Origin of the sequence: Teichococcus coralli, from assembly GCF_009829925.1 — a bacterium.
Taxonomy (GTDB): Bacteria; Pseudomonadota; Alphaproteobacteria; order Acetobacterales; family Acetobacteraceae; genus Pseudoroseomonas; species Pseudoroseomonas coralli.
Genome location: NZ_SNVJ01000011.1, coordinates 69,498 through 82,493, shown reverse-complemented (window position 1 = coordinate 82,493; position 12,996 = coordinate 69,498). Strand labels below are relative to the sequence as shown.

The window sequence follows — 12,996 nt, the reverse complement described above, 5'->3', positions numbered from 1 at the left end:
GCTGTAATCCGCCGCGCGGGAGCCGGGGCCTGCCGGCCTCAGCCGCCCGCGCCGCTGCCGGCGGGCTCCGGCAGCGGTGCCAGGGGCAGCGCCGGGTCGGGCTGGTTCAGCAGGCCGAGATGCAGCCGCCGCACCGCCGCCTGCACGGCCGCGTCCAGCCCGGGCTGGCCGTAATAGGTGCCGCGGATGTGCAGCATGTGCGCGATGCAGCGCAGGAAGCCCTCGCGCAGCGCCGGGTCGGGCGGCGTCGCCTCGGTCCAGAAGCGGTCCAGCGGGCCGGAGAAGACCAGGCCGGGGATGCGGTAGAGCGCCTCGCCCAGCGCGAAGGTGGGCTTCTGGTCGAGGATGGAGCGCAGCCCCACCGTGCTGTTCACGGTGACCGTGCCCTGCACCTCCTCGACGATGGCGCCCAGGTTGCCGCCGCCGAGATAGTGCATCCGCCCTTGCAGCCCGAACTCGCGGGCGATGCGCTGGCTGCGGCGCTTCCAGTTCTTCAGCCCGGGGTCCAGCGGATGCACCTTCACCAGCAGGTGGGCGTCGGCCGGCGCATGGGCGGCGAAGCTCTGCGCCACCTCGCGCAGCGCGCTGTCGAGGTCGCGATACTTGGAATAGGCGCGGATGGAGAAGTCGGTCTCCATCTGCATGGCCATCAGGAAGAGGGGGCCGGTGCCCATCCGCTCCCGCAGGATCGTCTCGGCGCGGCGGTTGGCGGCGCCCCGCCGCAGCAGCCGCCAGGCCATGCCGAGATAGACCGGGATGGGGTTGTAGAGCTGGTGGCTGGCATAGTGCGGGAAGGGCCAGGGCAGCAGGCTGGCGAGGTGGTAGAGGATGTCCCACCGCGCCTGCGCGGGAAAGCTGTCGCGGTATTTCGTGGCCAGCTCGGGCGGGGGGAGGCGCGCGCCCAGGCGGATGATTTCGGCCGGGTCGCGGGTGAAGCGGCTGGCGGCGTTCATGCCGTCGCGCTCCAGCACGATCCAGTCCGGGCGGATGTAGCCGAAGTCGGTCACCGCCACGCGCACGCCGCGGGCCTCGGCGGCGGCGATGGCGACCTTGTTGTACGCGCGCTGCTCGCCGAGCAGGACCATGTCGGTGATGGCGTGCCGATCCAGGAAACCGGCGATGAAGGCCGGCCATTCGGCGGGGCGGCCGCGGAAATCCACCGCGCCGGGGCCTTGCCAGAACAGGCGGTCGCCCAGGTTGAGGTTGATGCGGTGGACGGCGTGGCCCAGCTCCCGCAGCCCGGCGCCGAGCCGGGGGAAGAAGGGGGAAATCGGCCCCTGCAGGAAGAGGAAGCGTTTTGCTGCCGTAGGTTCTTGGGCCGACATCGTGCCTTTCGTTCAAAGCGGCCGGCATGCGTCCTGTCAAATCCGGCCCCTTCCCGCAGTCTGGCAGAGCGCGGCTTGCAGGATGGTAAAAAATTTCTCCGGTGGTGAGGTCTCCCCGCATCCCCGCCTACCGGGGGGCCGGAAGCCGGCGAGGGGAGGGGGGGGCCTGGAGGTCGCTCCCCCGGCCTCCCCTCACCCCGGAGGGCGGGGGGAGCGCGTCAGTGCCCGAGGCCGGCCGACCACAGCCGCCAGCGGCCGCTCACCGGGGCGGGGAGGCGCGCCATGGCCTGCAGCATGGCCGTGTTGTGGGCCAGGATCCAGGAAACCTCCACCTGTGCCCAGCCGCGCCGCTCGGCATGGCCGATGGCCGCGCTCAGCAGCGCCCCCATGGCATAGGCGGAGACCGGATGCCCCCGCCAGGCCCGGCGGATGCCGAGCATGGGCATGCGGGCGCTGGCCGCCCCGCCCGCCAGGGCCTGCAGCATCCGCGCCCAGCCCCAGGGCAGCAGCCGGCCGTCCAGCCGTGCGGCGGCGGGCTCGATGTTGGGGATCAGCGAGGCGACGCCGATCGGCTCGCCGCGCCATTCCGCGAAGAACACGGCGCCGCGCAGCAGCAGCGGCCGCAGCAGCCGCGCCATGGTGGCCGCCTCGGCCGCCGAGACGGGCAGGGCGCCCCAGTTCTCCGCCCAGGCGTCGTTGAACAGGTCGCGCATCAGGCCGACCTCCTCGCTCAGCCGGCCAGGCCGCAGGCGGCGGACGCGCAGCTCCGAGCGGCCGGGCCAGCGCGCCAGCAGGGCGGCGAAGCGCGGCCGGTGGGCCTCCTCGGCGAGGTCGAGGGTGCAGGCCAGCAGGTCCATCTCGCGCGCCAGCCCGGCGGCATCCAGCATGGGCGGCAGCCAGGGCGGGTTGCGCGGCATGCGTGGCATGGGCAGGGTGCCGCCCTCCACCAGCGCGCCGGCCTCGTGGTTGATGGTGAAGGAGAGCGGCCCGCGCATCCGCGTGGCGCCGCGCTCCGCCAGCCAGCGCCGGGCGGCGCCGAGCAGCGCCGCCAGCACCGCCGGCTCCCGCTCCAGCGCCAGGAAGCCGAAGCCGCCGATGCCCTGGCTCGCCACCCCGTCGCGCGGCCAGGCGGCGGCGATGCGCCCGACGGGGCGGCCGTCTCGGAAGGCCAGCCAGCGCGGCACCGACCATTCGGCCAGGGCGGCGTTGAAGCCGGGATCGAAGATGCGGCGGGTATCGGCGAAGAGCGGCACCGACCAGCCGGCGGCGGCCCCGCCGAGCCGCGCCGGCAGGCGGACGAACAGCTCGGCCTCCGCCGCGCCGCCGACGGGGCGGACCTCCACCGGCGCGGGCAAGCGGGGCTATCCCACCAGGCCGGCCGGCAGGCTTTCCACCCGGCCGGCGCCGGCCACCGCCTCGGACAGCGCCTCGGCGGCGCGGTCGAGATCCTCCGGCGTGTGCTCGGCCGAGACGAAGAAGCGCAGCCGGGCGGACTGCTCGGGCACGGCGGGAAACACCACCACCTGGCTGGTGACGCCGCGCTCCAGCAGCGCCGCGGCCACCCTGGCGGTGCGCACCGAGGAGCCGAGGATCACCGGCACGATGGCGGCGCCCAGGCTGCCGCCGGTGTTGAAGCCGCGCGCCTTCAGCCGGTCGCGCAGGCCGGTGCCGTTGGCGGCGAGGCGCGCCACGCGCTCCGGCTCGGCGCGCAGGATGCGCAGCGCCTCCAGCGCGGCGGCGGCCAGCGGCGGGGCCAGCGCGACGGAATAGACGGAGCCGGGCGCGGTGTGGCGCAGCCAGTCGATCACGTCGGCCCGCGCCGCGATGTAGCCGCCGCCGGCCGCCAGCGTCTTGGAGAGGGTGCCCATCCAGAGGTCGACGCCCGCCGGGTCCACGCCCTGCGCCTCGGCCACGCCGCGCCCGCCGCGGCCCAGCACGCCCAGGCTGTGCGCCTCGTCCACCATCAGCCAGGCGTCGTGCCGGCGGGCGATGGCGACGCAGCGGGCGAGATCGGGGCTGTCCCCGTCCATGCTGTAGTGGCCCTCGACCAGCAGCAGGGCGCGCTGGGCGCCGCGCCGGGCGCCGGCCAGCTCGCGCTCGGCGGCGGCGAGGTCGTTGTGCGCGAAGGGGATGCGGCGGGCGCCGGAGAGGCGGATGCCCTCGGTGCAGGAATTGTGGATCGCCGCGTCGTGCACCACCACGTCGCGCGGGCCCATGATGTGGCCGATGGTGGTGACGTTGGTGGCGTGGCCGGAAACAAAGGTCAGCGCCGCCTCGGCGCCGTGCCATTCGGCCAGCGCCGCCTCCAGCTCGCGGTGCAGCGCCCGCTCGCCGGCGGTGATGCGCGCGCCGGAGGGCGAGACGCCGTACCGGTCGATCGCCGCCTTGGCCGCGGCCTGCACGCGCGGGTCGCCGTTCAGGCCGAGATAGTCGTAGCTGGCGAAGTTCACCACCTCGCGCCCGCGGATGCGGCTGTGCGCGCCGGCCCGCCCGTCATGCTGCTGGAAAAGGGGGCTTTCCAGCCCGAGCGAATCCAGCGCGGTGCCGAGCAGGGCGAAGTCGCGCATGCCCGGCAGGGTGGCGAAGTCGCGCGCGCTGCCGGCCTCCGGGCGCGGCGCCTCGCCGCCCCGGCGCTTCGAGAGCCGCGCCAGCAGCGCCATGCGGGCGGTGGCGGAAAGCCCGCCGCTCATTCGGCGACCTCTGCCTGCCGGGAGGGCGGGTGCCCGCTGGGCTCGAACTGCTCGACGAGATGCGCCACCATGTCCTCCACGGGCTGGCCGCCGGCCAGGCCTTCCGCCAGCTTGCGGGCCAGCAGGTCGATGGTCAGGTCCTCCGTCACCGAGGCGAGCGGCACCGCCATGCCGAGCCGCTGCTCCAGCGCGCCGCGCAGCTCCAGCCCGCCCAGGCTGTCCAGCCCCAGCCCGGCCACGGGCGCGTCGGTCGGCACCGCCTCGGCGGGCAGGCGCAGGATGCGGGCGATCTCCTCCCGCACGGTCTGCCGCAGCAGGGCGCGCGCGGCCTCGGGGGGCAGGGTGAGCAGGTGCTCGCGGAGCGCGCCGGTTTCCGCCGCCAGCTCGGCGCGGCCGCGCACCGCCTCGAAGAGCGGCTCCTCCAGCAGCGGCAGGGCGAGCCGCGCCTCGCGCCAGCCGATGCGGGCGAGGCCGAGCACCGGCTCGCCGCTGGCCAGCATGGCGGGCAGGGCGGAGAGCGCCTCGGCCGCCGGCATCGGCTCCACGCCGAGGCGGCGGGCCAGCGTTTCGGCGGTGGCGGCGTGGGTGGCCAGCACGCCGGCATCGGCGATCGGCCCCCAGCCCACCGCCAGCGCCGGCAGCCCCTCCGCCTGGCGGCGGCGGGCGAGCGCCTCCAGCGCGGCGTTGGCGGCGACGTAGTTGGCCTGGCCGGGATTGCCCATCGCCGTGGTGGCGGAGGAGAACAGCAGGAACAGGGCCACCGGGTCCCGCCGGGTCAGCCGGTCCAGGTTCTCGGCGGCGGTGAGCTTGGGCGCCAGCACGGCGGCGAAGCGGCGCGCATCCAGGGCGGCGGCGGCGGCGTCGTCGAACACGGCGGCGGCCTGCACCACGCCGACCAGCGGCGGCCCCTCGGCGCGGATCTCCGCCAGGGCGGCGGCCAGGGCAGGCTCGTCCGCCGCATCGGCGGCATGGATGGTGGCGCGGGCGCCGAGCGCGGCGAGGGCGGTGACGGCGGCCTCCGCGCCCGGCGCCGCGCCGCCGCGGCGGGACAGCAGCGCCAGGTCGGTGGCGCCGCGCGCCGCCAGCCACTTGGCGCATTCGAAGCCGAAGCCGCCGGTGCCGCCGACCACCAGGATGGTGCCGGCGGGCGGCGCCCAGGCGGCCGGGTCCGGCCGCGCGGCGGGGCGGGGCGGGACCGGCGGCGGCGTCAGCACCAGCTTGCCGATCTGCGCGCTGGCCTGGAGGGTGCGGAAGGCGGCCTCCACCGCCCCGGCCGGGCGAAGGGCATGGGGCAGCGGCCGCAGCGCGCCGGCGGCGAGGCGGGCGGCGATCTCCTCCAGCAGCTCGCGCGCCAGGGCGGGGCGGGCCTTGGGCAGCTGGTCCACGTCCACGCCGAAATAGGTGAGGTTGTTGCGGTAGGGGCGCAGGCCGACGCGGCGGTTCTCGAAGAAGTCGCGCTTGCCCAGCTCGACGAAGCGGCCGAAGGGCTTCACCAGCCCCAGGCTGCGCTCCATCGCCTCGCCGGCCAGCGAGTTCAGCACCACGTCCACCCCCTCGGGCCAGGCGGCGCGCAGGCGGTCGGCGAAGCCGGGGTCACGGCTGTCCAGCACCAGCTCGGCGCCGGCGGCGCGCAGAAAGGCGCGCTTGGCGGCGGTGCCGGCGGTGGCGGCGACACGGGCACCGGCGGCGCGCGCCACCTGCAGCGCGGCGAGGCCGACGGCGCCGGCGCCGCCATGGATCAGCACCGTCTCGCCCGGGCGCAGCGCGGCGCAGCGCTCCAGCGCATAGACGGCGGTGAGGAAGGCGACCGGCACGGTGGCGGCGGCGGCGAAGCCGAGCCCCGCCGGGATGCGGGCAAGCGCCTCCACCCGCGTGCGGGCGCGGCTGGCCAGCGCGGCGGGGGCGAAGCCGAACACCGCCTCGCCGGGCTGGAACGGGCTGCCGGGGCCGGCCTGCTCGACCACCCCCGCCATTTCCATGCCCAGCGTCGGGCCGGCGAAGCCGTTGACCAGCGCCTCCTCCGGCAGCAGGCCCTGCGCCCACATCAGGTCGCGGAAGTTCAGGCCGGCGGCCTCGACGCGCACCACCACCTCGCCGGGGCCCGGCGCGGGCAGATCCAGCGGCGCCCAGGCCAGGCTGCCAAGCTGGCCGGGCTGGCGGATGGCCAGCACCGCCGGCCCCTCCGGCGGCGCCGGGGAAGCGGCGCCAGGCCGCAGCCGGGGCACCAGCCGTCCCCCGGGGGCCAGGTGCAGCTCCGGCTCCGGCTCGGGAACGGTGCCGAGCAGCTCGGGCAGCAGGCGGGCGGCGGCGGCCTGCGGAGCGGGCGCCCCGTCCAGGCTGATGCGGCGGAGCTTCAGCTCCGGCATCTCGTTGGCCAACACGCGGCCGAGGCCGAGCAGGGCAGCGGCCTCCGGCACGGTCGTGGCACCCCTGGCCACCAGGGTGAAGCCGGCGGCACGGCCGCGCGCGGCCTCGGCCAGGGCGGTGACCTGCGCCAGGGTGGCCGGCAGGGCCTCGCCTTCCGGCGCGGCAAGCACCACCAGCGTGGCGCCCGCCAGGGCGCGTGGCGGCTGGGCGGCGGCGGCTTCCAGCGGCAGGCTGGCGACCTGCGCGCCGGCCGCCTTCAGGGCCTCCGCCAGGGCGTCGCGCGTCGCGGCGCTGGCGGCATCGGCATGGATCTGGAAGGGTGTCGCGGGGGCAGCCGCCTGGACCGCCCCCTGGACCGCCAGCGGCTTTGCGGCGCGGCGGGCGGCCAGCAGAAGGGCGGGCCAGGGCGCGGAGCCAAGCGGGGCGGTCCAGGCGCGCGCCCAGTCCGGCATGGCGCCGGCGCCTTCCCAGGCGGCGGTGTCCGGCAGGGCGGCGCCATTCGCCCCGGTTTCGGCATCCTGGCCGCAGGCAAAGGCCCAGGCGCGGCCGGGCAGGGGCTCGGCCAGCAGCAGCGTGCCGCCGGGCGCCAGCAGCGGCGCCAGGGCGGGCAGCAGGGCGGCGCCCCGGCGGCTGCGGGCGGCGGCGGCGATGCCCACCACGAGATCCGCCGCGAGGTCCGGCGCGGGACCGGGCAGGGCAGGGTCCCAGGCCTCGAAGCGAAAGGCGATGCTCTCGGCATGCGCCGGGACAAAGGCGGCGCGGGCATCGCCCGGCGCGCCGGCGGCGACGTAGCGGACCGGCTTGCCGCTGGCTTCCAGCACGGCCAGCAGGGCGCGGGTCAGCGTGCCGCCCTGCGCCCCCACTTCCAGCACCCGCAGCGGCCGCCCGGCGGGCCAGGCGGCGGCCAGCGCGGCGACGGCGCGCGCCAGCACCCCGGCGAGGCGTTCGAAGCCGGCCGCCTCGGGGGCCGGCAGCAGCCCTTCGGCGCTCGCCATGCCGCCCAGCGCGGCGGGCAGGCGCTCGGCGGCATGCGCCAGCCAGGCCAGCTCGTGCGCCAGTTCCGGCGCCTCGGCCAGCACGGTCTGCCAGATCTCGGCCGGCGGCGGCAGCTCGCCCTCCGGCGCCAGCCGCCAGCCGGCCGGCGTCGGCTCGGCCAGCCCGTCCTCGGCCAGCGCGCGCAGCAGGCCCAGCGCATAGGCGTTCAGCCCGGGCCGCGGCAGCAGGCCGCCCGCGCCGGCATGGGCACGCAGCGCGGCATGCGCGCTGGCGGCCACGTAGCCCTCCAGCAGCAGCGCCGCCTCGGAAAGGTCCTGCGCCGCGTCCTCGGCCAGCGCCGCCCGGGTGGCGGCATCCAGGTCGGGCACCGGGCCGTCCGGCGCGAGGGAGGCCAGCGCCGGCTGCGGGAGGACGCGGAACAGCGCCTCCCCCACGCCACGGCGGGCGCCGAGCGGGATGCGCTGCATCCAGCCATCCTCCAGCCAGGCAACCACCTCGCCGCCGCCGTCGCGCAGCGCCAGGCTGTACTGGCCGCTGCGCGCGCCCTGCCGAAGCAGGCGCAGCTCGCCGCTCACCGGCACCGGGGCGCCGCGCCGCAGCACCAGGCGGCCGAAGCGCACCGGCACGACGGCGCCGCCCTCGGCCTCCGTGGCCGCGCCGAGCAGGCCGACCAGGCCCTGCAGGGCGCCGTCCAGCCGCACCGGGTGCAGCAGCCAGCCCGCCGAATCGGGCGGCGCCGCCTCCGGCAGGCCGAGCCGCAGGGTGGCGGCCTGGCCGTCGGCGGTGCGCTCCACGGAATGCAGCGCCTGGAAGGCGGGGCCGTAGTCGAGCTGCAGGCGGCGGGCGGCGGCCAGCGCCTCGGCGCCGCTCAGCGCCATGCCCGGCTCGCCGCGCGGCGGCGGCGCCTCCGGCAGCGCGGCGAGGGTGGCGGGTGCCACCTGGCCGCGTGCGTGCAGCGTCCAGCCCTCCGCGGAAAGGCGCGGGCGGCTTTCCAGCAGCAGGGTGCCGCTTTCGGGCTCCAGCGTGCAGCGCAGCTCGCGCGCGCTCTCCGCCGCCAGCGGCAGGACGCGCAGGATCTGGAACTCCCGCACCTCCAGCGCCGGCGCCTCGGGGAAGCGCAGGGCGGCGACGGCCAGCGCCATCTCCAGCATGGCGGCGGCGGGCAGCACCGGTTCGCCGCCCAGGCGGTGGTCGGCCAGCCAGGGCTCCAGCGCGGTGTCGAGCAGGCGCGACCAGCGCAGCGGCTCCTGGCCCTGGCGCAGGCCGAGCAGCGGGTGGTCCTGCGCCGGATCGGTCAGGCGGGTGGATTCCGGCGTGGCGGCGAACCAGTGGCGCTGCCGGTCGAAGGGGGTGAAGGGCAGGCCGCGCCAGACCGCCGGCCCGGCGAAGGCGGGGGCGGCGCGCAGGTCGGCGCCGGCGGCGAAGGCGCGGTCGGCCAGGGCGGGGAAGGGGTCGCCCGGCGGGTCGCGGCGCGACAGGCTGGGCAGCACCGCCGCCTCGGTCTCGGCGGCGCGCAGGCTGTCGCGCAGGTAGGCCTGCAGCACCGGGTTCGGGCCGATCTCGACAAAGAGCCGCGCCCCCGCCGCCGCGGCGGCCTGCGCGGCGGCCTGGAAGCGCACCGGCGCGCGCAGGTTGCGCCACCAGTACTCCGCGTCGAGCGCCGTGCCGGGCAGGCGCGTGCCGGTGACGGAGGACAGGAAGCCGTGCCGCTCCGCCCGCGGCGCGAGGCCGGCGAGATCGGCGGCAAGGGCGGCGCGCACCGGGTCCATGGCCGCCGAGTGGAAGGCGTAGTCGAGGTCGAGCCGCACGGCGGGCCAGCGGCGGGCCTTGGCCTCGGCCACCAGCCAGTCGATGGCCGCTTCCGGCCCGGCCAGGGTGAGCGAGCCGGGGGCGTTGTAGGCGGCGATCTCGGCTCGCTGGCCGGAGGCGTCGGGCGGGCAGGCGGCGAGCAGGGGGGCGAGGGCCTCGGCGGAGGCGCCCACCGCCGCCATGCGCCCGATGCCGCGCTGGCGGTGCTGCGCGCGGGAGCGGGCCACCACGAGCCGGGCCGCCTGCGGGAGGTCGAGAATGCCGGCGGCATGGGCGGCGGCCACTTCGCCCACGGAATGGCCGAGGCAGAGGTCGGGCCGCAGCCCCTGCTCGGCCAGGGCGGCGAGGATGCCGCGCTGCACGAGGAAGAGCAGCGGCTGCGCCATGTCGGTGCCGGCGAGCTGCCCGGCGCTGGCGCCCTCGGCCAGCACCGCGGCGCCGGACCAGCCGGCGAGCGGCGCCAGCACGGCATCGGCCTCCTCCACGGCGCGGCGGAAGGCGGCGTTGTGCGCCATCGCCTCGCGCGCCATGCCGGCGAACTGCGCACCGTTGCCGGAGAAGACAAAGGCCAGCGGGCTGGCCGTTGGGCCGGGGCGGGCGAGGCCCTGCGTCACGCCCTCCGGCTGCTTGCCGGCCAGCCAGTCGCCGAGCCGCGCCGGCAGGGCGGTGGCGTCGCCGCGCAGCAGCAGGCGGTGCGGATGCAGGTCGCGGTGGCGCACCGCGCCGCGCCGCAGGGCGGGCGTGGCGGGCCGTTCGGCCAGGCGCTCCCGCCAGGCGCCGGCCAGGGCCTTCAGCGCGGCGGCGGAACGGGCGGTCAGCACCAGCGGCGGCGCTTCCGCATCCGGCGGCGCGGCCTCCGGCGTGGCGGCGGCGGGCGGTGCGGCGAGCAGCGCGGTGGCGTTGGTGCCGCCGAAGCCGAAGCTGTTCACCCCCGCCACGGCGCCGGGCGGCAACGCCAGCGGCTCCAGCGCGGTGGGGACGCGGATGTTCAGCCCGTTGAAGTCGATCTGCGGGTTGGGCGCGTTGAAGTGCAGGTTGGGCGGCAGCGCGCCGCGCTCCAGCACCAGCATCGCCTTGAGCAGCCCGGCCAGACCCGAGGCGGGCTCCAGATGGCCGATATTGGTCTTGACCGAGCCGACCGGCAGCGGCGTGCCGCGCGGCTGGCCCAGGACGGTGCCGATGGCCCAGCATTCCGCCGGATCGCCCACCTGCGTGCCGGTGCCATGCGCCTCGAAATAGGCGAAGTCCTCCGGCGCCACGCCGGCCTCGGCCAGCACCCGGGCGAGCAGGGCGGCCTGCGCCTCCCGGTTGGGCAGGGACAGGCCGATGGTGCGGCCGGCCGCATTGGTGCCGGTGGCCAGGACGAGGCCGCGGATCGCGTCGCCATCGGCCAGCGCCGCGGCGAGCGGCTTCAGCACCACCAGGCCGGCGCCCTCGCCGCGCACATAGCCGTCGGCGGCGGCGGCGAAGGCCTGGCAGCGGCCGCGCGCGGAAAGCATGCCGGCGCGCGAGAAGCCGGTGAAGGCGAAGGGGGAAAGCAGCAGCTGCACGCCGCCGACCAGCGCCGCCTCCACCCGCCCGGCGCGCAGCGCGGCCACCGCCGCGTCCAGCGCCACCAGCGAGGAGGAGCAGGCGGTGTCCACGGTCTGGCCGGGGCCGCGCAGGTCGAACACGTTGGTCAGGCGGTTGGCCAGGATCGACAGCGTGTTGCCGGTCATGAAGTAGCGGTCGGCGCCGGAAACGTCGCCCAGCCGCAGCTCGGCGTAGTCGGTCGAGGCGCCGCCGACCCAGACGCCGACGGCGCGGCCGGCCAGGCGGCCGGCGGGCCAGCCGGCATCCTCCACCGCCTCGGCGGCGACCTCCAGCAGCAGGCGCTGCTGCGGGTCCATCTCCGCCGCCTCGCGCGGGGACAGGCCGAAGGCCGGCGCGTCGAAGCCGCTGATGTCGCCGAGATGGCCGGCGGCGAAGCTGTAGCTGCGGCCGGGCTCGCTCCTGCGCGGGTGGTGGAAGGCCGCCTGGGGGAAGCGGTCCGCGGGCAGGGTGCCCACGGCGTCGCCGCCGCGCGCCAGGAGGTTCCAGAGGCCTTCCAGGTCGGGTGCGCCCGGCAGCCGGCAGGCCGCGCCGACAATGGCGACGGCGTCAGCGTGGCGCGCGGCGCCGGGGAGGCGTGGTCCGTTGCTCAATTCCATTTGCCCAGTCGGCCGTTTTGGCACCTGCGCCTTCGCGGAGCGAGGGGCGCTCCGCCCGCGTATGGCCGCTCACCAGGGGGGCGGGCAAGAACCCGGCCCACCGGCGGCTTTCATGGCACGGCTTCATCCCGCGCTGCAACAAGACCCGCCGGCCGCTCCGCCCAGGCGGTGCCGCGGCGTCCGCCCCAGCCCGCCGGCTGGCTCCAGGCGGCGCCTGGCCGGGGCGCCGGGCGCGCCTGGACCGGCTCGGTCACCCGGTCCAGCAGCGTGTCCACCAGGCGGAAGTGGTCGGCCCAGCGCGGCGCCTGCCAGGCTTCGAGGCGGTCGAGCTGCGCGCCGCGCCGGCCGCTGTCCAGCGCGGCGTAGTCGGTCACCGCCTGGCGCCAGGCCTGACCGTCCAGCGGGTCGAGGTAGTCCGGCACCTGGCCGCCGACCTCGCGCAGCGCCGGCAGGTCGGAGCAGACCACCGGCACGCCCATCGCCAGGGATTCGGCGAGCGGCAGGCCGTAGCCCTCGGCGAAGGAGGGGAAGAGCAGGGCGCGGGCGCCCTGCATCAGCTCGGCCACCATGCGGTCGGGCAGCTGGCCGACCTCCTGCACCACCCCGTGCAGCGCGGTGCAGCGCTCCAGGATGTCGATGATGTTCTCGTTCTCCCAGCCGCGCTTGCCGATGATCAGCAGGCGCGGCGTGGCGGCGCCCTGGACGCGGGCCAGCTCGCGCCAGAGATGCAGCAGGAGCAGGTGGTTCTTGCGGGGCTCGATGGTGCCGAGGGCGACGAAATAGGGCTCCAGCGGCGTGGTGGGCGTGGCGCGCTCCAGCGTGTCGATGCCGAGCGGCGCGACCAGAACGGATGGCGGCCGGGTGCGGCCGCGCAGATGCGGCTCCAGCGCGGCGGCGGTGGCAGCCGAGTTGACGATCACGCCGTCCGCCAGGGCGGCGGTGGTGGTGATGCGGCGCAGGTGCTTCTCGGCCTGCCCGGGGCGGGCATATTCCGGATGCGTCACCGGGATCAGGTCGTGGATCAGCGGCACAAAGGCGCAGCCGGCGCGGCGCAGCGCCTCGATCGGGCCGCTGCGGTCCAGCGCCTGGTGGGAAACCAGCAAGAAGGCGAGCCGGCGGCGGGAATGCAACAGGCGCGCGAGCTCGGTGCGGCCGAAGCCGAGCAGCAGCCGGCCACGCCCGAGCGCGCCGATGCGGGCGGCGCGGCGGAAGGCGGGACTGTTGGCGATGCCGGCGCTCCAGGCCTCGGTGAGCGCCGCCACCAGGTCCGCCACCAGGCGGCGGGGCAGCATGGCGAAGCCGCCCTGCACCTCCTGGCCGACAAAGGAGCAGCGCTCCGGCGGCGCCTGCAGCCAGTGGCGCGCATAGGCGAGCTCGACACGGTCGATGCCGGAGGGAGTCCGCTTGCGCCCGCAGCCCAGCAGCCGGGAGACGTCCAGGATCACATGGGGGCCGTTTTGGCGCAGCTCAGCGGGCATTATCGGACCTCAGGGAGCACCGTTCCGCTGCTGCACGAACCTATCGCGTCAGCAGAACTGTGCTCGCCGGAATTCTACGTTGCGGATGCGAAGGCGACGCTCTCACAATCTTGTGTAGAATGCTTGCAGCGTCAATTGCAAT

The 12,996-nt window shown here is 76.9% G+C and carries 5 protein-coding genes; all 5 read right to left on the bottom strand.

Annotated features, from left to right (window positions below):
* Window positions 1-38: 38 nt before the first annotated feature.
* A complete protein-coding gene (locus tag E0493_RS13765) occupies window positions 39-1,325 on the bottom strand; it encodes a capsule biosynthesis protein (protein ID WP_160937555.1) in 1,287 nt (428 codons plus the stop codon).
* A 218-nt stretch (window positions 1,326-1,543) separates the two neighbouring features.
* On the bottom strand, window positions 1,544-2,680 hold the full coding sequence (locus E0493_RS13760) for a GNAT family N-acetyltransferase (protein ID WP_160937554.1): 1,137 nt from the start codon (window positions 2,678-2,680) through the stop codon (window positions 1,544-1,546).
* Window positions 2,681-2,686: 6 nt separating this feature from the next.
* The gene (locus E0493_RS13755; protein WP_160937553.1) at window positions 2,687-4,015 is read right to left on the bottom strand and encodes an aminotransferase class I/II-fold pyridoxal phosphate-dependent enzyme; all 1,329 of its coding nucleotides are present in this window, start codon (window positions 4,013-4,015) and stop codon (window positions 2,687-2,689) included.
* The gene (locus E0493_RS13750) at window positions 4,012-11,370 is read right to left on the bottom strand and encodes a type I polyketide synthase (protein WP_160937552.1); all 7,359 of its coding nucleotides are present in this window, start codon (window positions 11,368-11,370) and stop codon (window positions 4,012-4,014) included. The genes E0493_RS13755 and E0493_RS13750 overlap by 4 nt, the downstream gene beginning before the upstream one ends.
* A 116-nt stretch (window positions 11,371-11,486) precedes the next feature.
* Window positions 11,487-12,854 carry a glycosyltransferase family 4 protein gene (locus E0493_RS13745; protein WP_160937551.1) on the bottom strand — a complete coding sequence of 456 codons (1,368 nt, stop codon included), beginning with the start codon at window positions 12,852-12,854 and terminating at the stop codon, window positions 11,487-11,489.
* Window positions 12,855-12,996: the final 142 nt, after the last annotated feature.

Bases quoted from the DNA above. Each gene is read 5' to 3' on its own strand.
- E0493_RS13765 (WP_160937555.1), bottom strand. From the start codon at position 1,325: ATGTCGGCCCAAGAACCTACGGCAGCAAAACGCTTCCTCTTCCTGCAG.
- E0493_RS13755 (WP_160937553.1), bottom strand. From the start codon at position 4,015: ATGAGCGGCGGGCTTTCCGCCACCGCCCGCATGGCGCTGCTGGCGCGG.
- E0493_RS13745 (WP_160937551.1), bottom strand. From the start codon at position 12,854: ATGCCCGCTGAGCTGCGCCAAAACGGCCCCCATGTGATCCTGGACGTC.